The sequence below is a fragment of the Streptomyces sp. NPDC057543 genome (assembly GCF_042801895.1).
Classification (GTDB): domain Bacteria; phylum Actinomycetota; class Actinomycetes; order Streptomycetales; family Streptomycetaceae; genus Streptomyces.
This window is the reverse complement of record NZ_JBHVFF010000125.1, coordinates 1-22,474: the sequence shown is the minus strand read 5'-3', so window position 1 is coordinate 22,474 and position 22,474 is coordinate 1. Positions and strand designations below refer to the sequence as shown.

Annotated in this window: 22 protein-coding genes and 1 pseudogene; 7 read left to right on the top strand and 16 right to left on the bottom strand. The window is 71.9% G+C overall.

Annotated elements, in window-relative coordinates:
- Nucleotides 1–166 precede the first annotated feature (166 nt).
- The gene (locus ACFU8Q_RS21480; protein ID WP_384456241.1) at nucleotides 167–3,595 is read right to left on the bottom strand and encodes a phosphodiester glycosidase family protein; all 3,429 of its coding nucleotides are present in this window, start codon (nucleotides 3,593–3,595) and stop codon (nucleotides 167–169) included.
- A 312-nt stretch (nucleotides 3,596–3,907) separates the two neighbouring features.
- On the opposite strand from ACFU8Q_RS21480, the gene ACFU8Q_RS21475 reads away from it, so the two are divergent.
- Nucleotides 3,908–4,435 (top strand): NUDIX domain-containing protein, encoded by a 528-nt coding sequence (locus tag ACFU8Q_RS21475; RefSeq protein ID WP_384456233.1) that lies wholly within the window; start codon nucleotides 3,908–3,910, stop codon nucleotides 4,433–4,435.
- Nucleotides 4,436–4,520: 85 nt separating this feature from the next.
- On the opposite strand, the gene ACFU8Q_RS21470 is transcribed toward ACFU8Q_RS21475, so the two are convergent.
- Entirely contained in the window at nucleotides 4,521–5,465 is a 945-nt protein-coding gene (locus tag ACFU8Q_RS21470) for a M48 family metalloprotease (protein ID WP_384456230.1), read from the bottom strand.
- On the bottom strand, nucleotides 5,462–5,917 hold the full coding sequence (locus ACFU8Q_RS21465) for a BlaI/MecI/CopY family transcriptional regulator (RefSeq protein ID WP_384456228.1): 456 nt from the start codon (nucleotides 5,915–5,917) through the stop codon (nucleotides 5,462–5,464). The genes ACFU8Q_RS21470 and ACFU8Q_RS21465 overlap by 4 nt, the downstream gene beginning before the upstream one ends.
- A gap of 114 nt (nucleotides 5,918–6,031) precedes the next feature.
- Between ACFU8Q_RS21465 and ACFU8Q_RS21460 the strand changes: the two genes are divergently transcribed.
- The 3 genes from ACFU8Q_RS21460 to ACFU8Q_RS21450 all read left to right on the top strand — a co-directional run bounded on the left by ACFU8Q_RS21460 (nucleotide 6,032) and on the right by ACFU8Q_RS21450 (nucleotide 8,003).
- The gene (locus ACFU8Q_RS21460) at nucleotides 6,032–6,700 is read left to right on the top strand and encodes a DedA family protein (RefSeq protein WP_384456225.1); all 669 of its coding nucleotides are present in this window, start codon (nucleotides 6,032–6,034) and stop codon (nucleotides 6,698–6,700) included.
- Entirely contained in the window at nucleotides 6,700–7,302 is a 603-nt protein-coding gene (locus tag ACFU8Q_RS21455) for a phosphatase PAP2 family protein (RefSeq protein WP_384456223.1), read from the top strand. Before ACFU8Q_RS21460 ends, ACFU8Q_RS21455 begins: the two co-directional genes overlap by 1 nt.
- Nucleotides 7,303–7,367: 65 nt before the next feature.
- Nucleotides 7,368–8,003: a phosphatase PAP2 family protein gene (locus tag ACFU8Q_RS21450; RefSeq protein ID WP_384456221.1), complete on the top strand. Its 636-nt coding sequence runs from the start codon at nucleotides 7,368–7,370 to the stop codon at nucleotides 8,001–8,003.
- 50 nt (nucleotides 8,004–8,053) lie between these two features.
- On the opposite strand, the gene ACFU8Q_RS21445 is transcribed toward ACFU8Q_RS21450, so the two are convergent.
- The 10 genes and pseudogenes from ACFU8Q_RS21445 to ACFU8Q_RS21400 form a co-directional block, all read right to left on the bottom strand.
- A complete protein-coding gene (locus ACFU8Q_RS21445; protein ID WP_384456238.1) occupies nucleotides 8,054–8,374 on the bottom strand; it encodes a DUF6191 domain-containing protein in 321 nt (106 codons plus the stop codon).
- A 113-nt stretch (nucleotides 8,375–8,487) separates the two neighbouring features.
- Nucleotides 8,488–9,528 (bottom strand): NAD(P)-dependent alcohol dehydrogenase, encoded by a 1,041-nt coding sequence (locus ACFU8Q_RS21440; protein ID WP_384456218.1) that lies wholly within the window; start codon nucleotides 9,526–9,528, stop codon nucleotides 8,488–8,490.
- A gap of 58 nt (nucleotides 9,529–9,586) precedes the next feature.
- Nucleotides 9,587–10,360, bottom strand: a complete 774-nt coding sequence (locus tag ACFU8Q_RS21435; protein WP_384456215.1) for an SDR family NAD(P)-dependent oxidoreductase — start codon at nucleotides 10,358–10,360, stop codon at nucleotides 9,587–9,589.
- Nucleotides 10,357–11,028 carry a TetR family transcriptional regulator gene (locus ACFU8Q_RS21430; protein WP_384456212.1) on the bottom strand — a complete coding sequence of 224 codons (672 nt, stop codon included), beginning with the start codon at nucleotides 11,026–11,028 and terminating at the stop codon, nucleotides 10,357–10,359. The genes ACFU8Q_RS21435 and ACFU8Q_RS21430 overlap by 4 nt, the downstream gene beginning before the upstream one ends.
- Nucleotides 11,029–11,043: 15 nt before the next feature.
- A pseudogene (locus ACFU8Q_RS21425) lies at nucleotides 11,044–11,538 on the bottom strand (SpoIIE family protein phosphatase); the annotation flags it as partial.
- 88 nt (nucleotides 11,539–11,626) lie between these two features.
- Nucleotides 11,627–12,385 carry a GNAT family N-acetyltransferase gene (locus ACFU8Q_RS21420; RefSeq protein WP_384456209.1) on the bottom strand — a complete coding sequence of 253 codons (759 nt, stop codon included), beginning with the start codon at nucleotides 12,383–12,385 and terminating at the stop codon, nucleotides 11,627–11,629.
- On the bottom strand, nucleotides 12,382–13,302 hold the full coding sequence (locus ACFU8Q_RS21415; protein WP_384456206.1) for an NADP-dependent oxidoreductase: 921 nt from the start codon (nucleotides 13,300–13,302) through the stop codon (nucleotides 12,382–12,384). Before ACFU8Q_RS21415 ends, ACFU8Q_RS21420 begins: the two co-directional genes overlap by 4 nt.
- A 184-nt stretch (nucleotides 13,303–13,486) precedes the next feature.
- The gene (locus tag ACFU8Q_RS21410; RefSeq protein ID WP_384456203.1) at nucleotides 13,487–14,386 is read right to left on the bottom strand and encodes a TIGR03619 family F420-dependent LLM class oxidoreductase; all 900 of its coding nucleotides are present in this window, start codon (nucleotides 14,384–14,386) and stop codon (nucleotides 13,487–13,489) included.
- Between the two features lie 87 nt (nucleotides 14,387–14,473).
- Nucleotides 14,474–15,211, bottom strand: coding sequence for an SAM-dependent methyltransferase (locus ACFU8Q_RS21405; RefSeq protein ID WP_384456200.1), 738 nt, complete (start codon nucleotides 15,209–15,211; stop codon nucleotides 14,474–14,476).
- A gap of 132 nt (nucleotides 15,212–15,343) precedes the next feature.
- The gene (locus tag ACFU8Q_RS21400) at nucleotides 15,344–16,183 is read right to left on the bottom strand and encodes a hypothetical protein (protein WP_384456197.1); all 840 of its coding nucleotides are present in this window, start codon (nucleotides 16,181–16,183) and stop codon (nucleotides 15,344–15,346) included.
- Nucleotides 16,184–16,362: 179 nt separating this feature from the next.
- On the opposite strand from ACFU8Q_RS21400, the gene ACFU8Q_RS21395 reads away from it, so the two are divergent.
- The 3 genes from ACFU8Q_RS21395 (at nucleotide 16,363) to ACFU8Q_RS21385 (ending at nucleotide 19,057) form a co-directional block, all read left to right on the top strand.
- Complete coding sequence (locus ACFU8Q_RS21395; RefSeq protein ID WP_384456194.1) at nucleotides 16,363–16,986, top strand: ATP-binding cassette domain-containing protein; 624 nt, start codon at nucleotides 16,363–16,365, stop codon at nucleotides 16,984–16,986.
- A gap of 166 nt (nucleotides 16,987–17,152) precedes the next feature.
- Nucleotides 17,153–17,767 carry a helix-turn-helix domain-containing protein gene (locus ACFU8Q_RS21390; protein WP_384456192.1) on the top strand — a complete coding sequence of 205 codons (615 nt, stop codon included), beginning with the start codon at nucleotides 17,153–17,155 and terminating at the stop codon, nucleotides 17,765–17,767.
- A 315-nt stretch (nucleotides 17,768–18,082) separates the two neighbouring features.
- On the top strand, nucleotides 18,083–19,057 hold the full coding sequence (locus ACFU8Q_RS21385; RefSeq protein ID WP_384456188.1) for an RNA polymerase sigma factor SigF: 975 nt from the start codon (nucleotides 18,083–18,085) through the stop codon (nucleotides 19,055–19,057).
- Between the two features lie 198 nt (nucleotides 19,058–19,255).
- On the opposite strand, the gene ACFU8Q_RS21380 is transcribed toward ACFU8Q_RS21385, so the two are convergent.
- The 3 genes from ACFU8Q_RS21380 to ACFU8Q_RS21370 all read right to left on the bottom strand — a co-directional run bounded on the left by ACFU8Q_RS21380 (nucleotide 19,256) and on the right by ACFU8Q_RS21370 (nucleotide 22,294).
- Nucleotides 19,256–20,164 (bottom strand): NAD(P)-dependent oxidoreductase, encoded by a 909-nt coding sequence (locus ACFU8Q_RS21380; RefSeq protein WP_384456185.1) that lies wholly within the window; start codon nucleotides 20,162–20,164, stop codon nucleotides 19,256–19,258.
- Between the two features lie 53 nt (nucleotides 20,165–20,217).
- Entirely contained in the window at nucleotides 20,218–20,871 is a 654-nt protein-coding gene (locus tag ACFU8Q_RS21375; RefSeq protein WP_384456236.1) for an adenosylcobinamide amidohydrolase, read from the bottom strand.
- 121 nt (nucleotides 20,872–20,992) lie between these two features.
- The gene (locus ACFU8Q_RS21370; protein WP_384456182.1) at nucleotides 20,993–22,294 is read right to left on the bottom strand and encodes an alpha/beta fold hydrolase; all 1,302 of its coding nucleotides are present in this window, start codon (nucleotides 22,292–22,294) and stop codon (nucleotides 20,993–20,995) included.
- Nucleotides 22,295–22,474 lie beyond the last annotated feature (180 nt).

Genomic DNA, 22,474 nt, shown 5'->3' with positions numbered 1-22,474 from the left:
CTCAGGGCCCGTGAGGCCGCCCCGCACCCGTTGTCCGTGGGTGTACGGGGCGGCCTCACGTTGTCCGTGGGTGTACGGGCGGCCTCACGCCTGCCATCCGGCCGCGATCCGCCGAACGGCTCCTCGGCCTGTCAGGCCGCGATCCGCCGAACGGGTCCTCGGCCCGTCAGGCCGCCGACGCGGTCGCGGTTGCCTCGATCCTGATCCGGGCCTGCTGTGTCGTGCCGTTGACCGTCACGGCGAGCGTGATCGTGCCCGGCCGGAGTGCGGTGAGGGTGCCGGTGGACGGGTCGAGGACCGCCGTGTGGCGGTGGCGGGCGTCGCCCCGGTCGCCGATGTGGACGTTCGGGGATCCGGTCCAGTCCGCGGCCAGCGGGAAGCCGACCGGGACCCTGCGGGCGCCCTGCGTGACGGTCGCCGTGACCTTCGTACGGCTGCCGGTGCCGAGCACCGCCGGCGCCTCGATCTCCAGCGCGTCGACATGCGCGCGGGTCTGTACGGAGACCCAGTCGGGCCCGCCCTGCCACGGCCGTTGCCGCGCGGCTCCCTGTTCACCGGGCGTGATGTGGTCGGCGCCGACCAGCGACCAGCCGGTGAAGCCGCCCTCGTCGGCCGGACCGGCCGGTGCCTTGCCGGAGTTGCCGTTGATCAGATACGGCACTCCGTCGACGTGCGAGGCGTGGAAGACACCGACGTGGCCACCGATGAACGCCGCGCCCTTGCCCGTCGTACGGCGGAAGTCGGCGAGCCACTGTTCGACGAGGGCCGCCTCCTTGCGGTCGCCGAGCTGGCTGCCCTTCTGGACGGTCGGGTCGCGCGGCGGCACGTGCTCGATCAGCATGACCGAGTCGACGGTCCGGTCGTTCGCCGCCGCGTCCAGCTGGGCGCGGAGCTGCTTGATCTGGGCGAAGCCCCCGCCGCGCAGGCTGAGGCCGGAGGTGTCGAGCGTGACGAAGCGGGTGCCCTTGTGGTCGAACGTCCGCTGGGCGGGTCCGAATTCGGTGATGAAGTTGTCGATCTTTCCGCCCATCACCTCGTGGTTGCCCGGTACGTAGTACCAGGGCAGCGAGTCGCCGAGTTCCTGGTCGAGGATCCGGTGGGCGAAGGACAGGTCCGCGGGTGATCCCTCGTCGACGAGGTCACCGTTGATCACGAGGAAGTCCGGGTGGGCCGCCTTGATCTCGCGCAGGGTGCGCCGTGCCTGGGTGACGAGGGCACTGTCCGGGTCCCGGGCGACGAACTGGGCGTCGGACATCACCGCGAACTGCCAGTCCCTGCGCCCGGTCACGGCCGCCGGATCGATCAACGGGTCTACGGGGGCCGCCTGTTCGGGAAGGTCGACGGTGGGCGGCACCTGGGCGGTGAGTTCGTCGATGACGATCTCGCCCGTGTACTGCTGGGCGGCGGCGGTCTCCGCGAGGTAGAAGCGGGACACGGCGAGCGGCATGGCGGCTCCCGGCGGCACGGCGAAGGTGACCTGCCGCCAGCCGGTCCAGGTGACGTACGGTCCGCGCAGCAACTGGTCGGAGCCCGCCGCGTCCTTGAGGTGCAGGGTCGGCCAGGCACCCTTGCCGTCGCCCTTGATCCACAGCTTGAACGACTGCGGCTGGCCGGGCACGGTGACGGGCTGGGGCGGGGACGCGTAGGCGGCGCGGGTCGCGGTCGACTGGGTGAAGTCGTAGGTGAGCCGCAACCCGGTGCCGGTGTGGCCGTCGGGTGTCGCGGCGAGCGAACCGCTCGCGCGGGCCTGGCTGAACTTCCAGGAGCCCGCGTCGTCGAAGGAGGAGACGGCCTGTTCGGTGAGGCCGACGCTGACGGCGAGGACGGTGGTGGTGCCGGCCACGGTCGCCTTGATCTGTCCGGCGCCGGCGCCGGTGCGTGAGGTGACGGTGAAGGAGCCCTGGCCGTCGTCGCGGATGCCGAAGACCGCGTGATCGTAGTCGAGGGTGACGTCGCGCGGTTCCACGGGGGCGCTGGTGCCGTGGGCGTCGAGCCCGACGATGCCGAACGTGCCGGTTGCTTCGGCGTCGGCGAGGCCCACGCGTCGGGTGGTCGGTTCGATCCGGGCCAGTTCGTCGAGGACGGTCAGGGTCGTGCCGCCGCTCGCCGGTCCGTGTTTGGCGCGTACGTCGGTGGTGCCGCTGCGGCGCGCGGTGAAGAGCCCGTCGCCGTCGACGGTGCCGACGGAGCCGCGCACCGTACGCCAGCGCGGGTCGCCGTCGGCGGGGCCGTACGTCTCGTCGTATCCGGTCGCGGTGAGGCGGCGGGTGAGCCCTGGGAAGACCCGGTCGGGGTGGCCGCCCTTGACGGGGTCGACGCCCGGTGCGGAAAGGGCGGGCGTACGCGGCTGGACCCAGAAGCCCGTGAGGCGTCCGCTGCCTTCGGGGGCGGTGAGGGCGAGGCCGTTGGGTACGGTGCGTTCGCTGCCGTCGGAGGGGCTGTTCTCCACCCGGAGCGCGTCGCTGCCGGGCTCACGCGCGACGAGGGTCGACGAGCCGCCGCCATCCAGATTGAGGGCGCTGTACAAGCCGGCGCGCCGCATCATCAGCCCGAGTTCGGTGAGGGTGACGCCGCCGCTGTCGGCCTGTCGCCCGTCGACGGTGAGGATCTGCATGGTCCGGCCGTCCTTGGAGAAGCCGACGGCGGTGCGGGGCGCAGCGGTGTTGTTGCCCTCGCCGTCGTGGTTCTGCGCGACTCCGTCGACGACGAGGAGTTCGCGTCCGCCGACGGCGGTGCGCGGCACGGCTCCGCTGTCGGTGCGTGCCCGGTAGGTCAGGGACACCGGGTCGCCGGGCTTCAGGGCGTCGAGCGCGGCGGCCCCGGCCTCGCGGCCGATCAGGATGGTGGTGTCGTCGGGGACGGCTCCTGATCCGGGGGTGTGCGAGACGGAGACGACCTTGCCGTCCCGTACTGCCACTTCGGCGACGGGGGTCGCGTTGTCCACGGTCAGGGCGCGGTCGGCGGTTCCCCATGCCGAGGTGTACGCGCCGACTTCCCCGGCCGGGACATTGGCGGCGTTGTACGCGGCGAGGGGCCGCTGCCCGGCGGGCAGGGTGAGCGTCCCCTCGAAGTACAGGTTCAGGATGCGGCCGGCGCTGTCGGGGCCGATGCCGACGGCCCGGTTGGTTCCCGGGGCGGGCGACTGGACGATCGCCCCGTCCTTGATGCCGATGCCCTCGGGCGCACCGGTCTGGTTGATGTCGAAGAAGTCGGCGTTGATCGCGGCAACGGTGCGGCGGCCGCGGCCCGCGTCGTGTGCGGCGGCGAGTTCGGAGACCGTGTGCCGTTCGGAGACCTTCCCGGAGGAGAGGTAGTCGGCCTGTACGCCGGTGCCCGCGAGATCGACGGAGAGGGAGTCGACCCGCAGCCACTTGTCGGATTCGAGCCGGTCGTACGAGTCGAGGCGGACACCCCGGGCGATCGGGCGCGACGTGCGTGCGGTCTCGATGCCGTCGCCGTCCGCGACGGACCGGGGCTCTCCCGCCGGGTTGCTCGCGGGTGGTGGGGCGACGGGTCGGAGTGCATCGGCGGAGGTACGGGGACGGGGGTCGGGCGTCGAATCGGCGAGCGCGGGAGAAATCGCGCCGACTGTCATCGCGGACACCGTCGCCAGCAGCACGAGCGGTCGCGCGACCGTCCCGTACCGCCGCCCCGCTCTGGCACGCGGTCCGGTCGTCCTGCCGACTATGCCGAGGGCCACAAATCCTCCTGGAATCAGGTTGGTTGCCCGCTCCGTTCCACGGGCGGCAAGCGCTGTCGGCGGACAGCATGGCCGCGCGCGCAGCCTCGCACCAGGGGGCGGCGGGAACCTCGGGGGAAACAGGACGGGTCGGCTCGATGACGGAAATGATCAACGGCAGGGGTGTCGTCCGGGGCGGCCGCGCGGCCGGCCCGCAGACTTGAGGGCATGTCATCCCAGAAGCGCGCCACGCGCAGTGCGGGTCTCCTGCTGTTCCGCCGGCCGGCCGGGGCGGTGGACGACGGCGCCGGTTTCGAGGTGCTCATCGGGCATATGGGTGGCCCGTTCTGGGCCACCAGGGAGAGCGCGGCGTGGTCGATCCCCAAGGGTGAGTACGGCCCCGACGAGGAGCCGGTGGCCGCTGCCCGCCGTGAGTTCGAGGAGGAGTTCGGCAGTCCGGCGCCGGACGGTGAGTGGGTGGCGCTCGGTGAGTCCCGTCAGTCCGGCGGCAAGACCGTGACGGTGTGGGCGCTGGAGGCGGATCTCGATGCCGCGACGGCCGTTCCCGGGACGTTCACCATGGAGTGGCCGAGGGGGTCCGGGGTGCTGCGGGAGTTCCCGGAGGTCGACCGGTTCGCCTGGTGCACGCCCCAGGAGGCGGCCGAGCGGCTCGTCACGGGGCAGCGGGTCTTCCTCGACCGGCTGCGGGAGCATGTGGAGAACGGACGGGTGGCGCCCGCTCAGGACGGGCCGTGAGCGGGTTGTTCGCCGGCTGTGCGGTTGGTCTCCGGGCGGTGCGGGTGGTGTTCGACGCCGACGTGGCTCACAGCGGCCGGAGGCGTCAGCGCTGCGCGCCGTCGCCCTGAGCTGCCTCGATGCTGCTGTGCAGATCGCTCGTGGCGTCGAGCGCGGCGGCTCCGGAGAGGACCAGGCAGGCCAGCAGCGCGGCGGCCGCCGCCCGGCCGACGCGGGGCCGCGGGGCGTTCCGGCCGAGCAGTGCGGCGACGCGGCGCGGTACGGGGCCGGCCGCTGCGGCGAGCGCCGTCCGGGGGCGGGGCAGCGGGGCTCCTTCGGCAGCGCGGGCGGCGAGGGCGGCACGGCCGATGGCGCGGGCGGCGATCCGCCGGTCGCCGACGGCGCAGGCTGCCGCCTCGTCGGCGCAGCGCTCCAGGGCGTAGCCCATGGGGGCGCGCAGGGAACGCAGTGCGGGGTGGCAGAGTGCCGCGATTTCGGCGGCTGCGATGAAGAGGTGGTGGCGGCCTGCGAGATGGGCGCGTTCGTGTGCCAGCAGGGCGTCGCGTTCGGCGGGGTCCAGGGCGCGCAGCATTCCCGTGGTGACGACGATCCGGCCCGGCGTGCCCGGACGGCCGGGCAGCGCATACGCGTCGGCGCGGACGTCGCGCAGGACGGCCAGCTCACCGCCTGCGTACTCGGACGGCTGCGCCGCCCGGTACAGCTCCGCCCAGTGGCGGTGCGCGGCGCGGGCGACCGCGGCGGCGCAGCCCGCGAGCAGCGCCAGCGCGGCGGCCGCGAGGGGTACGGCGACGGCGGGAGCGGCGTCGGAGAGGGGTCTGACGAGTTCACCGAAGGCGGAGACGGCGGAGAACCGGGTGGCGCCGGGCACCACCAGCAGGACCAGGGCGAGCAGGCTGCACAGGGCGAGGCCGATGCCCGTCGAGGCGAGCAGCCGTACGGCACGCACCGGCGACAGGGCGTCCGCGAGGCGACGGGCAGCGGGTACCGCGACGAAGGGCGTCAGCAACGGAACCCACACGGCGTAGATCATCGGTTTTCTCCGTCGAGCAGGTCCCGGAGCAGCTGCTCGTCCTCATCGGTGAGTTGTGACACGAATCGCGCCAGCACTGTGCTGCGGTCCTCCTCCTTCCGCAGCTCGCTGTGCATCCGGCGGGCGGTCAGACCTGGCGCGTCCTCGGTGGGGGTGTACGCGAATCCGCGGCCGGCCCGGGTGCGGGTGACCGTACCCTTTTCGTAGAGACGCGACAGGATCGTCGTGACGGTGGTGCGGGCGAGCGCCGCCCCGATCGCGCCCTGCACCTGGCCGGGGGTCAGGGGTGTGCCGGCTGCCCACAGGGCCGCCAGGATCGTGGATTCCAGCTCGCCGGACGGACGCCGCTCCGATGCGGTGTGGTGCGGACGCTCCGGCCCGGCTTCCGGTGCCGGGTCGTCGTGCGGGTGGGGGGCGGGTTCTCCGCTCGATATCCCCTTCACCTGCGACATGGGAACTCTCCTCCCCCTTCGGGCGTCTACAGTGACGTAGACCGTCTACACCACTGTAGTCAGTCCGGGCGTTCCGTCGGGCCGCCCGCTCACCATTATGGGAGACCCTCCATCGTGTCCGTATTCTCACTGGCGGCCGCGCCACAAGCGGTGAACGTGCTGGACGCAGGTTCACTGCTCGGAGCGTTCGGTGCGCTCGGCATCGCCGTCGTGCTCTTCGCCGAGACGGGGCTGCTCGTGGGCTTCTTCCTGCCCGGCGATTCCCTGCTCTTCACGGCGGGTCTTCTCTGCGTGTCGGGCACCCACGGACCGGTCGAGCTGTCGTTGCCGCAGGTGCTGATCGCCGCCGTGGCCGGCGCGCTGCTCGGCGCGCAGGCGGGCTACTGGATCGGCCGCCGCGGCGGCCGGGCCCTGCTCGCCCGCAGCCGAGCCAAGCGGCTCCACGAGGGGGCCGCCCGCGCCGAGGAGCTGCTCGGCAGATACGGCCACGCCCGGGCGATCGTGCTGGCCCGCTTCGTACCCGTCGTACGCACGGTGCTCAACCCGCTGGCCGGGGCGCTCAACGTCCCCGCCGGGCTGTTCACGCTGTGGCAGGTCGTCGGCGGGGTGGTCTGGACCGTGGGGCTGGTCCTCGCCGGGTACGCGTTGGGCTCCTCGGTGCCCAATGTCGACCGCTATCTGCTGCCGATCGTCGCTGTCGTGGTCGTGGTCTCTCTCATCCCCCTCGCCGCCGAACTGCTCCGCTCCCGCGGTCGGCGCACCGCAGAAGGAGACAACAGCTGATGCCACTCGCCTCCACGGCCACCTCGATCGACGGTGGCCTGTACACCTGGATCACCGAGCTGGCCCAGCGCTCCCCCGCCGCTCTGGATTCCGCCATCCGTGTCTGGTCGGATTACGGACTGGCCCTGTTCGCCCTGCTGATGGTCGTGTCCTGGTGGCGCTCGCGCTCCTCGGGCCCCGCCCGTACCGCCATGGCGCTCTGTACCCCGCTCGTCGTGGTGGCCGCGTACATCGTCAACGACCTGGTGAAGTCGGCCTTCCATGAGCAGCGGCCGTGCCAGACGCTGCATGTCGTGACGGTGGAGGCCTGCCCGGCGCTCGGTGACTGGTCCTTCCCCAGCAACCACGCCGCCATCGCGGCGGCCGCCGCGATGGCCATCTGGCTGACCGATCGCAGACTCGGGGCGATCGCGGTGCCCGCCGCTCTGCTGATGGCGGCGTCCCGGGTGTGGATCGGGGTGCACTACCCGCACGATGTGCTGATCGGGCTGGTCACGGGCGCGCTCGTCGCCTGGCCGTTGACGATCGCGGCGCGGCGCTGCGCCCCGGTGGTGGTCCGGCTGCGCGAAGGCCCACTGCGTCCCCTGGTGGCGAACCGGTGACCGAGAACGCTTCGACGCTCAGGCGCGGCCGGTCCGGCCCCGTGGCGTTAGATCTCCGTGCACCGTTGGGAGCCGTTCTTGTCGGGCTGCTCGGACTCGTCGGGCTGGCGGCTCTCGTCCTGGCCGCCCGGCACGGCTCCCAGCCCGCCCTGGACCGGGCCGCCCATGACTGGTCGCTCCGACACCGGCCGTCAGGCCTCGTGGCGGCCGCTCGGGCCGTCACGGCGACCGGCACCGGAGTGTTCCCGTACGCGGCGGCGATGATCGCCGGGCTGATCGCGGGCCGTGACACCCGTCGACGGCTGGAGTACGCGCTGGGCGCCCTGGCCTTCCTGCTGCTCGTACAGGGTGTCCGCTACGGTCTCATGGAGCTGATCGCCCGGCCCCGCCCACCCTTGGGCGACTGGGCCACGCACGCGTCCGGCTTCGCCTTCCCGTCCGGGCACGCGACGACGTCCGCACTGATGGCCGGCCTGCTGCTCACGGCCCTCGGTGTCCGGACGCGCGGTGGTACGTGGCCGCGTTCTCTGCGTACCGCCGTCACCGCCCTGGTGATCTGCTGGGCGGCGGCCGTCGGCCTGAGCCGGATCCTGTTGGGGGTGCACTGGGCGACGGATGTGCTCGCCGGATGGTTGTTCGCCGCGATCTGGGTGGGGCTCGGGACCGCGCTGATACGGAAGGCACTGCCGCTCCCGCAGTGACCGGTCCGTTCAGTGGCGGACTCGGTGCTGCGCCGCAGGGCGGACACGCCTCAGGTCTTGTGACCGGGCAGGCGGATGACGGCGAGGCCGCCGTCGAGGTCGACGGTGGACCGGTGGGGCGGGGCGCCGTCCTCCTCGTCGTCGCGCAGCAGCAGAGCGCTCCGGCGCTCCTTGAGCTCGTTCTGTTTGCCGGGCGAGAAGGTCGCGTGCAATTGCTCGAACCCGGTCGCCGAGACCTGGCCCCGGCGGGCGCTGTTGCGCCACGGCAGCAGACCCGCCCGCCCCGCCCGCAGCATCAGCTGATCGAGGAGAGCGACGACGGTCAGCCCGATCACGAGTCCGGGCAGCGTCATCAGCGCGACGAATTCCATCCGTACAGACTTGCCGGTGTGCGGTGCGCCGCGCATCCGCCGCGAGAACGACCGTGTGGGCCGTCGCACAGCGCGACGGCCCGCACGGGCCTGACGGGCCGGGCCCCGGACGGTCAGCCGTTGGGAAGGATGACCGCGCGGCCGTTGATCTTGCCGTGGTGGAGCCGCTCGTAGGCCAGCGGCGCCTCGTCCAGCGTGTAGGTCTCGACATGGACCTCGACCGATCCCGCGCGGGCCAGGTCGAGCACCTCGGCGAGTTCGGAGCGCGATCCCCAGTACGGGGAGGTCACCGTCGTGTTGTACGGCAGGGAGCCGAAGCCCACCGGCAGCGCACCGCCGCCGATGCCGACGATCGTGACGTCCGAGTCGATGGCCGCCGCGGCCCCGGCCGTGACGACGGTCGGCGGTGCTCCGACGAAGTCGAGGACAACCTGCGCGCCGACGCCACCGGTCAGCTCACGTACCTTGGCCGCGGCGTGCTCGTCGGAGAGCACGGTCTCGTGGGCGCCGACGGCGTGGGCCAGCGCGAGCTTGTCCGCCGAGACGTCCAGGGCGATGACCCGGACGGCCGTCATGGCGCGCAGCAGTTGGATCGCCACGTGGCCGAGGCCGCCGGTACCGATGACGACCGCGGTGGCGCCGGGTACCAGCTTGGGCAGGGACCGCTTGATCGCGTGGTACGGGGTCAGGCCCGCGTCGGTGAGCGGTACGGCCTGGACCGGGTCGAGGTCGCCGAGCGGCACCAGGTGGCGGGGGTCGTCGACGATCATGTACTCGGCCATGGCACCGGGCGAACCCAGTCCGGGCGGGGTGATGCCCAGCTCCTTGGCGCGCAGGCAGTAGTTCTCCTTGCCCTCGGCGCACTTGACGCACGTACCGCAGCCCCAGGGGCCGTAGACCGCGACGGACTCGCCGATCGAGAGGCCGCTCACTCCGTCGCCGAGCGCCGCGACGGTGCCCACGCCCTCGTGGCCGAGGGTGAGCGGCAGCGGGAAGGGGATCTGCTCCGCGGGCCGGCTCATCACGGCGATGTCGGAGTGGCAGACACCTGCGGCGGTGACCTTGAGCAGCACCTGGCCGGGCCCGGGCTCCGGGTCGGGCACGGTGACGACCTCGGGTGCCGCGCCGACGGTGCGGTACTGAACGGCCTTCATGGGGTTCTCCTGACTCTTTGTGTATCTCTGGTTGCCCCCGTTACCACCCGTCCGTCGCTCACGGAGCGGAGTAGCCGCCGTCCACCAGGTGGTAGCTGCCATGGATGAAGGAGGCGCGGTCGGAGAGCAGGAAGGCGGCGAGTTCGGCGACTTCCTGCGCCGTGCCGAGGCGTCCGGCCGGGTGCAGCGAGATGAGGTGATCGCGGGCCGGGCCGTCCGTGGCGCGCAGCAGCGGCGTGTCGATGAAGCCGGGGCCGACTGCGTTGACCCGGACGTTCCGTGCCGCGTATTCGAGGGCCGCGGTCTTGGTGAGGCCGACGACACCGTGCTTGGCGGCCACGTAGGCGGGCGATCCGGCGAAGCCGTTGGTGCCGAGGATCGACGACATGTTGACGACGGCGCCGCCGCCCGCCGCGACGATCGCGGGGAGTTCGTAGCGCATCGAGTAGAAGACGCCGCTGAGGTTGGTGGCGACGACCCGGTTCCAGTCCTCGATCGCGTACTCGCCGGTGGGCTTGCTCGGACCGCCGATGCCCGCGTTGTTGACGGCGAGGTGCAGGGCGCCGAACGTGTCGACGGTGAAGCGGACGCCCGCTTCGACGGACGCGGGGTCGGTCACGTCCATGGCGACCGCGGCGGCCTTGGCGCCTGCGCTCTCCAGTTCGGCGACGGCCTTGCGGGCGTTGGCCTCGTCGTAGTCGGCCACGACGACGGACGCGCCGCCTGCGGCCAGCCGGTGGGCCAGGGCCAGACCGATGCCGGAGGCGCCGCCGGTGACGAGGGCGGTCCGGCCGGTGAACTCCTGGTCGGCGGGGGTGAGGGGGGTGCTCATGAGCATGTGGTTCCTTCCGTGGTGCGGTGCGGCGCCGGCCCGGCGGGAAGCTGCGCGAGCAGTTCTCCGGAGAGGGCGTCAAAGGCCTGCGCGACCAGTCGGGGCAGGCCTTCCGGTTGCCTGCCGCGCACCCAGGCCGCCTGGGCCGCGAGGAGTGCCCCGGCGCCCGCGGCGACCGTGACGGCGGGGCGGATGTCCAGCCGCGGGTCGACTCCGAGCCGGTTCGCGACGATGACGATCGAGTCCTCCTGCGCGTCCACCCGGATGTGGTGGAACGCGGCGTAGAGGGTCGGCTCCTGCTCGGCGAGAACCAGCACGTCGAAGATCCGGGCGCGCCGGTGCCAGGCCTGCGCGTCGGGGTCGTCGAGCCAGTCGAGGACGGCGCGCCGGTACGCGGTGAGCGGGGGCTCGTCGGCAGGGCGGGCGCGCAGGGCATCGTTGATCCGGTCGCCGTCGCCCCGGATCGAGTCCAGGACGGCGGCTTCCTTGCTGGTGAAGTACCGGCTGAAGGTCCGCCGGTCGACGTCGGCGCGTTCCGCGATCTCCTCGACCGTCACATTCTTCAGGCCCCGGTCGAGTACGAGCTCGAACGCGGCCTGCGCCAGTGTGTCCCGGGTCCTGCGGGCCTTGCGGCTCCGTCGCTCCGGGGTCTTCCGTTCCGGATTCATAAGTGCACCATACACTCAAAAATGTCCCGTCGCGACAAAAGTCTCGACGGGACATTGGATCGGCGACACATTGGATCGGCGGGGCAATGAATCGGCAGCCCGCTGCCTCGGTGTCTCCAACCCGTGGCTGAAGGTCGCCGCGGCCCGGCGGGTGCCATGTCCGGCCCCCCCGGCCCAAAAGCGGCTTCCGGCCGGTGCACGGCACAGGGCGAGCGCGGCGATGTCGTCGCGTCTCACGCCTCCCGGAGAAGGTCTCCAGACGTGGAGTGCGTCAAGTACCTCGCGGGGCCCGTGCCGCGCCCACTGGCCGAGCCGGGCGTCGAGCGGGTAGAAGGTGCCCGTTGCGTCGCGGGCCTCGGTGACCCCGTCGGTGAAAAGCAGGAGAGTTGCGCCCGGCGGGAAGTCCAGCCCTTCCGCGGCCCGTGCCTCCTCGCTGAGCTCCGCCATGTCCAGCGGAACGGATGTGCGGCGCAACGGAACCGTGTGGGCCACGCCGTCATGGAGCAGTCGCCCATGGAGCACGTCGAAGGTCCCGCGAGGGTGGGCGGCCGGTGGGCTCCGGCCCGGAAGTCCCGGGCCGGAGGTCACCTGCCGGAGGTCACCGCACGGCTGCCGTACGGACGGCGCCGGACCCCGGCAGGCGTGCCGGCGGGTACTCCGGTACGAGCGCCGAGAGGAAGGATGTCCGGCGGCGGAGCGCGAATCCCAGCGATTCGTAGAGCCGGACGGCGTTGGTGTTGGCGGCGGAGGCGTGCAGGAACGGCGTTTCGCCGCGCTCCCTGATCTCGTGGGCGACGGCGAGGACGAGCCCGGTACCGAGTCCCTGACCGCGCACGGACTCGTCCGTGCAGACGCCGCTGATCTCGCTCCAGCCCGGCGGGCGCAGACGCTCACCCGCCATCGCGACGAGCACCCCTTCGCGCCGGACGCCGAGGTAGGTACCGAGCTCGACCGTACGGGGCAGGAACGGCCCCGGCCGGGTGCGGGCGACCAGGTCGAGCATCTCGGGTACATCGGCGGCTCCCAGCCGCACGGCCTGCGGAAACGGGGCCGCCGCGGCCCCGGCGTCGACGAGCTGGACGCCCTCGGCGTGGAAGGTGATCTCCCAGTCGGCCGGCGGCGGCTCCCGGAACGCGGTGAGGGTGACCGCGCCACCGGGTCCGGCGAGGGCCGCTGCGTCGGCCCAGTCCGCGGCCTTTGTCGGGTCCGGCACCGCGACCCAGGGGGCCACGTCCGCCGGGTAGCGCAGGATACGGCCGCGCTTCTCGGCGAAATGGGCGTGCGGACCGGTCAGCGCGGCGCGGACCGGGTTGTCCAGCGGGTGCGCGTCACCGGCGGCGGCACGCGGAGCGCTCACGCGTCCACCTCGAGCACGGTCTTCCCGCGCGCGTGTCCGTTCTCCACGGAGCGGAGCGCTTCACCCGCCCCGGAGAGCGGGAAGGTCGCGGTCACATGCGTCCGCAGGACTCCGGTGACGACGAGGTTCGCCACCTCGTCGAGGACGGCCGCGGTACGGGCGCGGGCGACGGCCGCCCCGCCGAGCTCCACCGCCAGTGGCTTGCCCCCGGCGCTGATCAGCTTCGCCGGGTCGGCGAGCAGCGGGGCCACGCTCCTGAGCGTGTCGCCGCCGACCAGGTCGAAGATCGCGTCGACGCCGTCGGGCGCTGCCGCCCGCACCCGGTCGGCGAGACCTGGGCCGGATTCGACGTGCACCGCGCCGAGCGACTCGACGAAGTCCTTCTTGGCCGCGCTCGCGGCGGCGATGACATGAACACCGGCGTGACGGGCGAGCTGCACCGCGAAGACGCCGACCCCGCCTCCGGCCCCGGTGATCAGCAGGGTCGAGCCGGGGGCGGGACCGAGCTGGCGCACACCGTCGTACGCGGTGGCAGCGGCGACCGGCAGCACGGCAGCGTCGGCGAACGACAGACCGGCCGGCTTGTGCGCGGTAACGGCGACGGGAAGCAGCGTGTACTCGGCGTAGCCGCCGGTCACCGGATTGCCGAAGACCTCGTCCCCGACCGTGAATCCTTCGACGCCCGGGCCCAGGCCTTCGACGACACCGGCCGCCTCGCTGCCGAACACGGTGGGAAACGGCTGCGGCTCGCTGCCGGGCCTGATGTACCCCGTACGGAGCTTCCAGTCGACCGGGTTGACCCCGGCCGCCCGGACGGCGACGAGCAGTTCGCCGGGGCCGGGCACCGGCACGTCCTGTTCGACAAGGGCCTCGACCTCCGGTCCGCCGTTGCGGGTGAACACGTACGCCTTGGGCATGAGCTCCCTCTCTCCTGATTCATGTTCATGACGGCGACCGTGCACGGCACCCGGGGGCCGGGCCAGTCACCGCTCTCCACAGCAGCAGGAAGGCGCCTCGGCGTGCGTGTATTCCCGGATCGCTGGGGTGTTCATCCGCCCGCAACGCTCGCCGCGACGACCACCGCGCCGTCTCCCACCATGCTCAGCGGACGCCGCCCGTGACCGGGTCCACGACCTTGTTCACCAGCAGTTCGAGAAGTTTCCGGTCGTCGCCCGCGGTGCCGCGCTCCGCGGGTGTGTCCGGGTTGACGTCGAGCAGCACATGGGTGGCGCCCAGCTCGCCGAGTTCCGCCAGATCGGCCCGGATCCGGTCGATCGTGCCGTGTCCGGCGGGGCGTTCACCGCCGAGGAGGGCGTCGGTGACGCGGATCTGCAGCCGCGGCACGAGCGCGGGAGCGGGGCGGTGGACGCGTTCGGCCTCCTCGGTGATCAACGGCAGCCCGGCCCGGATCGCGTCGAGTGGCAGCCGGTACGGGTGCCAGCCCTCGCCGAGCCGGGCGGCGCGCCGCTGAGCGGCGGTCGAATTGCCACCGACCCAGACGGGCAGGCCGGGAGCGGATGTGGGCGCGGGCGCGGTCCGTACGCCTTCGTACGAGACGTAATCGCCCCGGAATGTCGCGGGGTCCTCGGCCCAGGCGGCCCGGATCGCGGCCAGGTATTCATCGGTGATGCGCCCCCGCTCGGCGAAGGGCACGCCCAGTGCGTCGTACTCGGCCCCCGACCAGCCGATCCCCGCACCGAGGATGAACCCGTCGGCGTTGAGGTTGTCGATATTGGCCGCGAGCCGGGCCGTCTGCAGCGGGTGACGGTACGGGATCACGGTGACGGTCGTGCCGAGCGCCAGACCGGGTACCCGCCCGGCGATGTACGCGGCGAGCACGAACTGGTCGTAGAACGGGGCCGGATACGTCTCGTGCACATCGGGGGTGACCGCGATGTGGTCGGAGATCATCGCGAATGAGTACCCCAACTCCCGTGCATCCATGGCCTGTTGGAGGAGACTTGCCGGGGTGGTGCCGACACCGAAATTGAGTATGTTCACGCCGAATTTCACAACCGGAGCCTAAGCTAGCCTGCTTGACGACAGGTCACGGGGCGGGCCTGGAAGATCCCGGTGACCTGCCGCGATTCAGCCGGCTGTCCGACGTAGGACCAGACTGACGAAGCCCCAGGATTCCCGGTAGACACGCAGCCATTCGGTACGCCGGACCGCGGCCGTCTCCAGCACCTGCGGGCTGTCCGGGTGGTCGGGGTGATCCAGGGCCCAGGAGGCGAGCGACCCCCAGTTGGACCACTCGTAGTCGTCAAGTTCGCGGCGCGTGCTGACGTGACCGTGGACCGGAGTCCACCCGTCGGCGGCGACGTGGTCCAGGGTGGTCGCGAGGTCGGTGAAGTCGCCGAGCATCTCGATGGCCTCCTGCGACGGCTCGCGTTCCCAGAAACCCTCACCGATCAGGACGCGTCCACCCGGAGCCAGGTGTGTACGCGCCGCCGCCAGCGTGGGCAGCAGTCCGCCGAAGGCATGCGCGGCCCCGACGCTGAGCACCAAGTCGAACGAGTGCGCGGAACGGAACTGCGCGGCGTCCTGGTGGTGCAGTGCGAGGCGTTCCTGGACGCCGAGACGGCTCGCGGCCTCATGGGCCTGCTCCAGGGCGTCCTCGGAGGTGTCGACGCCTTCGGCGAACAGCCGCGGGTGCGTGGCCAGGGCACGCAGCAGCCATTCTCCGCCGCCGCAGCCCAGGTCGAGCAACCGCTCGTCCCCGCGCGGGGCGCCACGCGCCAGGAGTTGTCGCACAGATTCGTCGTCGAGCGGGGACTTGATCGGGTGTTCGGCATGGGCAAGCCTGGACATCTCTTCACGGTTCACCGGCGCATCCTGACAGCACCGAAGGCCGTGCGCACGTCGTTTTCCGGTGCCGGCCGGCCGCTGCCCGCACCCGGCGCGGGAGCGGGATCTGGAGCGGGAACGGGCGTTATCCGCCAAGCTTCTGAATAACCGTCAGCGCTTGAGGCCGTCCATCAGGTCGCGCATGTCGCTGATCATCGCGGACTGGTACGGGGAGAGATCGGGGAGGTCCGGTCCGTCACCCATCGGTGCTCCGCCGAGGTTGTCCTGGTACTGCAGGGAGGAGGAGAGAGACAGCGAGAGGACCGCGCCGCCCTCCAGCACGCGCAGTTCCGCGATGCCGTTGTCCGAGGTCAGCAGATACGCCTTGTCGCCGAGGTCCGAGACCGCCTCCACCTTCACGCCGGGATCGGCGCCGAAATCGGTCACCCCGCGCTTCGCCTCGAACTCGGCAGCGGGGTCGGCCCTCTTGTGCAGTTCCACCGTGACGCCGACGGAATAGCCTACGGACCAGCCCTTCGCAGAGCGTTCACGCCCGGCGACGGAACGAAGAGCGATGAAACACCTGACCTGATCCAGCACCGGGTCGTTCAGAATCGCCGAGTCCGCCCTGCCCGGTGATTCCGCCTCGTCCGTGGACTCTCTCGGTGCGATCGCCGTACCGATCGCCTTCAGTGGCAGCGCCGGGCAGGGGGCTTCGTTCAACCGGTATCCGTGCATGTCCGGTCGTCGGTCACCCCATGGGAACGGGAACAGGAGCAGCGCCGCCGCCCACACGGCCGAAGCCACCACGGCTCCGCCCAGCGCCCACCGCCACGGCCTGCGCGGCCGCGGCGCCCCCATGCCCCCCTGGCCCAAGTCCGTATGCCCCTGACCGAAGTCCAGGTGCCGGTGGCCGTAGGAGTCCAGCACCTCGCCGGACACTCCCCCGTCCCGCGCCTCGCCGCCCCCGAATCCGCCCGGCTCGCCCGCCATTTCCGGCTCGGAAATCATGACGCCCCCCTTGGTCGCATCTTCCCCTGCTCCGCTCATGATCCCAGCACCGACCCCGTCCGCCGAATGCCCGAGGTCGGGTACGTCGGCGCGACTGCGAGCCGTTCCTCCGGATCGTCAGGCGTTGAGCGATTCCACCACTCAAGACACGACCACCCTTTCCGACCCGTCGGAGCGATATGCCCCACCCCACCGTCCCGCGGGACACCGTCGCGGCCCTGGTCGGCGAGTCCGGCTGCGGCAAGACGACGCTCGCCAGGATCGCGGTCGGTCCCGAAACCGTCGACGGCGGCACGGTCACGGTGGGCGGCACCGCCCTGCCCGCCGGGCGCCGCCCCGACACCGCGGACCGGCGGCGCCTTGCGGAACAGGCGCAGATCGTCTTCCAGGACCCGTACTCCTCGATCAATCCGCTCCGTACCGTGGGCTCGGCCCTGCGCGAGGCGCTGACCGCGGCGACCGGTCGGCGGGGGCGGGAGGACACGTCCGGCGCCGAGGTCCGCACGCTGCTCGAACAGGTCGGGCTGCCCGCGTCGTACGCCTCCCGCCGCCCGGCCGCGCTCTCCGGCGGCGAACGTCAACGGGTGGCCCTGGCAAGGGCGCCGGCCGCCCGGCCCCGGCTGCTGATCTGCGACGAGGCGGTGGCGGCACTGAACGTTTCGGTCCAGGCACAGCTGCTCAATCTGCTCGCCCCGCTCCAGCGGAGCGAGGGCTTTGCCGTCCTGTTCATCACCCATGTCCTCGGTGTGGTGCGGCAGATCGCCGACCGGGTCGCCGTGATGCATCAGGGGCGGATCGTCTAACAGGGCACCACGGCCGATGTGCTGCACACACCGCAACACCCCTGCACCCGGCCGTGATCGACGCACTGCCCGAAGCCACGGACGCCCCCGGAAACCGACCTGGTGACGGCCGCGCCGGTAGAGTGTGCCGCTGACCTGTGCGTACCACCGAGAGCGAGGAGGAAGGGTGTCCGAGTCGCCCGCCATCGTCGGCCTGCCCGCACCCCCGCGTCCGCCACAGGCTCAGCGACCCGGCACCTTCGGCGTCCGGACGTCACTGGCCGGGAATCTGAACCGGCGTCGGCTGGCCCGTGGTTGGAGCCTGCGCGAGCTCTCGGCAGCGACCGGTGTGAGCAAGGGGCTGCTGTCCCAGATCGAACGCGCCGAGGCCAATCCGACCGTCGACGTCCTGGTTCGGATCGCCGACGTGCTGGGCACGAACTGTACGGAGCTGCTCCGTCAGCCGCTGCTCGGCCCGGAGATCGTCCGCGCCGCGTCGCTGGACGAACCCGAGGACGAGACCTCGGTCAATCTGCTGTTCTCCGGCCATGAGCAGGGCCGCATCGAGATCTACCGGACCCGTCTGCATCCGCATGCCCGGAGCCAAGTCAGCTCGCACGGTGCGGACTCGGTGGAGTACGTGCTGGTGATGTCCGGCCGGGTGACGCTGGTGGTGAACGACGTCCCGCACCTTCTGGAGGCGGGGGACACGGCCCGGTTCTCGGGACTCAGCAGTCACTACTACACCACCGAGGACTCCCCCGCGGTCACGCACACCATCGTCGGCTACCCGCGCGACTGACCCGTCCGGGCAGCGACACCGAGACGGAACACCAACGATTTCGACTCAACTACCGCTGGATATACGCCGGTCGGTCCCCATTGTGCCGTCGGCTGTGGCAGTCTGGAGATGACCGCCCCACCGGGCTCCCCCGTACCGGTGGGGCGGTTCCGCTGTCCGGCGCGTCCGGCCTCCGTACGAACACGACGGCCGATCACGGCGATTCCCGGCCATTACTGCCGTGTGACCTGATCAACTTCCCCAGTTCCGCATGGGAGCCTCCCTCCGGGGCAGACGCATGTACCTCATGGCCTACGACCAGGGGAGCGTGACGAGATGACGGCGCACACTGCGCGGACCGCCGGTGCGGAGCGGGCGGAGGGCGCACGGCCGACGTCGGCCGACAGGCCGACAGCAACCGGAAGGTACGGGGTGGTTGCCGTGGAGCCGACGGAGGTAACGGGGTTCACGGAGGCTGCCGCGGACAGCGGTGAACTGCCGTGGATAGAGGACGCGGGGAAGGTCGCTCCTTCCGACGCCCGGGAGCTGTCCAGACTGTTCTTCGAACGTCTGCGGACCCTGGAGGAGGGGACTCCCGCCCACCAGTACGCGCGCAACACCCTCATCGAGATGAACCTCTCCCTCGTCCGGTTCGCCGCCGGGCGGTTCCGGAACCGGGGCGGCGGCGACCTGGAGGACATCGTCCAGGTCGGCACCATCGGGCTGATCAAGGCCATCGACCGGTTCGATCTCTCCCGCGAGGTCGAGTTCACCTCGTTCGCGATCCCGTACATCACCGGTGAGATCAAACGATTCTTCCGCGACACCAGCTGGGCGGTGCATGTCCCGCGCCGGCTTCAGGAATTGCGGGTGGACATCGCCAGGACCAAGGAGTGCCTCACCACGGAGCTCGACCGCGAGCCCACCGTCCCGGAACTCGCCGAGCAGCTGGGGCTGAGCGAGAGGGAGGTCACCGAGGGCATCGTGGCGGCCAACGGATACACGGCGGGGTCGCTGGACATGCCGGCCGATCCGGCCGACGTGAGTCAGCGCAATGCGGCGGGCCGCACCTTCGCCGACGTTCTGGGCGGCCCGGATCCCGCCATGGAGACGGTCGAGAACCTGCACGCGCTGGCGCCGCTGCTGGGCGGTCTGGACGAGCGTGAGCGCCGCATCGTCGACATGCGTTTCGGCCAGGAGATGACACAGTCCCGGATCGGCGCGGAGCTCGGCATCTCGCAGATGCACGTGTCCCGGCTGATCAACAGGATTCTGCACAAGCTCCGCAGCGGAATGTTCGTCGAGGAGTGATCCCGGCGATCTCGTGGCCACCTGTTCGACGTGTTCGACGCCGCGCTCCGGCACGAGGTGCGGGTGATCCGACGGCCCCGCGGGGACCTGCGGTGCCGGAACAGATCGCTCCGGCACGAGGTGCGGGTGATCCGACGGCCCCGCGGGGGCCTGCGGTGCCGGAACGGATCGCTCCGGCACCCGGACCCGCCGGCGCGCTCAGTCGCTGTCCTTCTCCGGGGCGCGGCCCGCGTAGTAGGTGGCGATCATGTCCTCGCCGCCGTGCCCTGCCGCCTCGGCGCGGGTGAATCGGTCGGCCGACGCGGCGACCAGGTCCAGCCGCACCCCCGACTTCTCCGCCGCGTCCAGGATGAGGCGGGTGTCCTTGAGCGCCGTGGACAGGGTGAAGCTGGGGGTGAGGTCGCCGGAGAGGACCGCGGCGGACTTGCCCTGGAGGTACGGGGAGTCCAGCGGGCCGCCCTTCATGACGTCGAGGAAGGTCTGCGGGTCGATCTCCAGGCCCTCGGCGAGGTTGAGGCATTCCGCGATGTTGTTGACCAGGTTGATCACCCAGGTGTTGACCACGAGTTTCAGCCGCGACGCCGCTCCGGGGACCTCGGCGACCCAGACCGTGCGCTGTCCGATCGCTTCCAGCACGGGGTCCACCGTCGCCCGGACGGTGCCGGGGCCGGAGACGAAGACCGTCAACGCGCCCTGTTCCGCAGGCTGTTTGGTGCCGGAGACCGGCGCGTCGAGATAGACCAGACCCAGGTCCGCGGCGCGCCGGGCGAGATCGGCGGTGGCCTCGAACCCGACGGTCGAGCTCTGGAGCAGCACCTGGTCGGTGTGGAGCCCCGGCGCCGCGGCGGCGAGCGTGGCGGCGACGGCGGGGCCGTCGTTGAGCATCGTGAGGATGACGTCGGCGCCGCGCACTGCTTCGTCCGCCGTCTCCGTGACCGTGGCGCCGTCGGCGGCGAGCGGGGCCGCCTTGGCCTGTGTCCGGTTCCAGGCCCGGACATCGAGTCCGGCCCGCAGCAGGCTCCGGGCCATACCGGATCCCATGATCCCGGTTCCGAGGACGGCGACGGTCGGCCGCTGCGGGGTGGCGTCGGCAGCACTTGAGGACATGAGGGACTCCCTTGGTCGGCCGCGCCCGGGTCGGCTCGCGGCGCGGCGGGTTCTCAGGATTGCCGCAGCGCACCGTCGAGTACGGCAGCGTGCACGGCCCTGGCGAGTCGCGCTCCCCAGCGCGAACGCGGACCCGCGAAGGGTTCGCCGGGGTCGGGTCCCGGGGAGGGGGCGGCCACGCAGACGGCGTCGGTGGGGGTGCCCGAGCAGTCGAGACCCGCGTCGAGGAGTGCCTGGACCTTGGCTTCGGTGGCCGTGGCGACGGCGTTGACGAGTGCGGCGTCGGAGAGCGGCACGGGGAGTATGACGACGATGTTGACCGTGCCCGGCCGCAGCGGGCCGTCGGTGCCTTCGACGGGGGTCGCCGCCCAGCCGCGTACGCCGAGTCCGCAGGTGGCGGTGGCCGTGACGCCCTCGTCGTCGGCGACCGTGTGCGCGGTGACGTCGGCGGCCGTCATCAGCCCGGCGCCAGGTCCTGTGAGGTGTTCCGCGGCGGCGATCAGGGCGAGATGGCGGTCGGGGTCCATACGCGGATAGCCGCCGGGCACCTGGGCGTTGAGGATCCAGTCGCGCGGGCCGATGCCGCCGCCGAGCACGGCACTGCTGCACACCCGCCATCCGCGCCCCAGCCGCCACACCAGATGGTGCAGGTCCTCGCCGTCCTCGCGCCGGGTCAGCAGTTCGCCGCGCTGTTGGGGCAGCCGGATACGTACGGAACTGATGGGGCACCCCCGGTGGCACGGCAGGACGACGGTCGGCAGTTGGCCGGTCGATCATATGCGCCGGGGCAGGGCGCCCCCTGGCGGCGCCCCGCCCCGGTACGGACGGTCAGGCTTCGTCCCGGGCCATGGCGATCAGCCGGTCCAGCACCGCGGCGTCGGCCCGTACCCCGTCGTGCGCGTAGGAGTCGGTCACCCACGTCCGCAGACCGCGGACGGCATCGGCGGTGACGAGGGCCTGCTCGCGGTCGACGTACATGTCGTCGTGGTAGACGGCGGCCACGACGGGGACCTCGTTGGCGGCGAGCCGGTCGAGGTCGTAGAGGGCCGGCCAGTCGGTGCGGGCGGCCAGCGCCTCGGCGGCGCCGCGCAGCGGGACGAGCGCGGGGTCCTCCTCGAACTGCCAGGGATAGACCATCTCGCCGGTGAATCGCAGCGGAGTCGCGGCCGTGGCGTCGAAGGCGGGGAACTCCCGCCGGACGCGGTGGGCGGACCAGTCGGTGGGGCGGGACCCCTGGGCGTAGATCGGCTCGTGGAGCGCGGCGTACAGGGGGCGTTCGGCAAAGGAGACGGCGGCGTCGACACCGCGCAGGAAGGTGTCGGTGAGCTCCGGGCCGTGGGCGCCTTCGGTGAAGGCGATCTCCAGGAGGTAGTGGAGCGAATCGAATTTCGCCGAGGTACCGAAGGTGATGCCGAGGGTCTGGAAGCGGCGGACAGTCAACCGCTCGCCGGTCGGCATGCGGACGTCGTGCGCGTCGAGGTGCGCGGCGACGGCGTCGGCGAGCCGCTGGTCGCCGGGGTAGCGGGCGAAGTAGCGCTCGTTGTGGGCGAGGGTACGGGCGTAGGCGGCCCGGTACACGTCGTCGGCGTGGCCGGTGAGGGTCGGCAGACCGCCGGTGATGTAGGCCTGTGCGAGCCCTTCGGGGGCGAGGCTGAGATACGTCAGGGTGGAGAAGCCGCCGAAGCTCTGCCCGAGGACGCTCCACGGCCGTTGGCCCTGGAGGTGTCGGCGCAGCAGTTCGGCGTCACGGACGATCGAGTCGGCACGGAAGTGGGCGAGATACCCGGCGGCGGCTTCGCCGTCGGTGCCGAACCGGGCGAGGGTGACCCGGTCGGCGGGGGTGGAGCGGCCGGTTCCGCGCTGGTCGAGCAGGACGACGCGGTAGTCGGTGAGGGCGCGGCGCAGCCAGGCTCCCGCCGCGTTGGGACGCTCGGCACGGCCGCCGGGGCCGCCCTGGAGCCAGAGCAGCCGGGGCAGTTCCTCGTGTTCGCGGCCGACGGCGACCACCTCGCGGGCGAACAGGCCGATGGTGGGGCCGTCGGGGGTGTCGTGGTCGAGCGGCACATCGAGGGTGTGGTCCGTGCAGACCAGGCCGCCGTGGCGGTAGGAGACGGGGGCGGCGGTGGACATGGGCGCTCCTTTCACGTCGTGGGACGCGCGTCGCAAAACGGTGCGCGGGACGCGCGTCGCGGAACGGTTTCACGGGCCTGCCGCTCTCCGCAGCCGGCGTCGGGCCGCCGCCAGCAGTTCCTCGCCGCCCTCATCGGCTTCGCCGTCGCCCTCGTCGTCGTCGCCGTCGCCTGGCGCTCC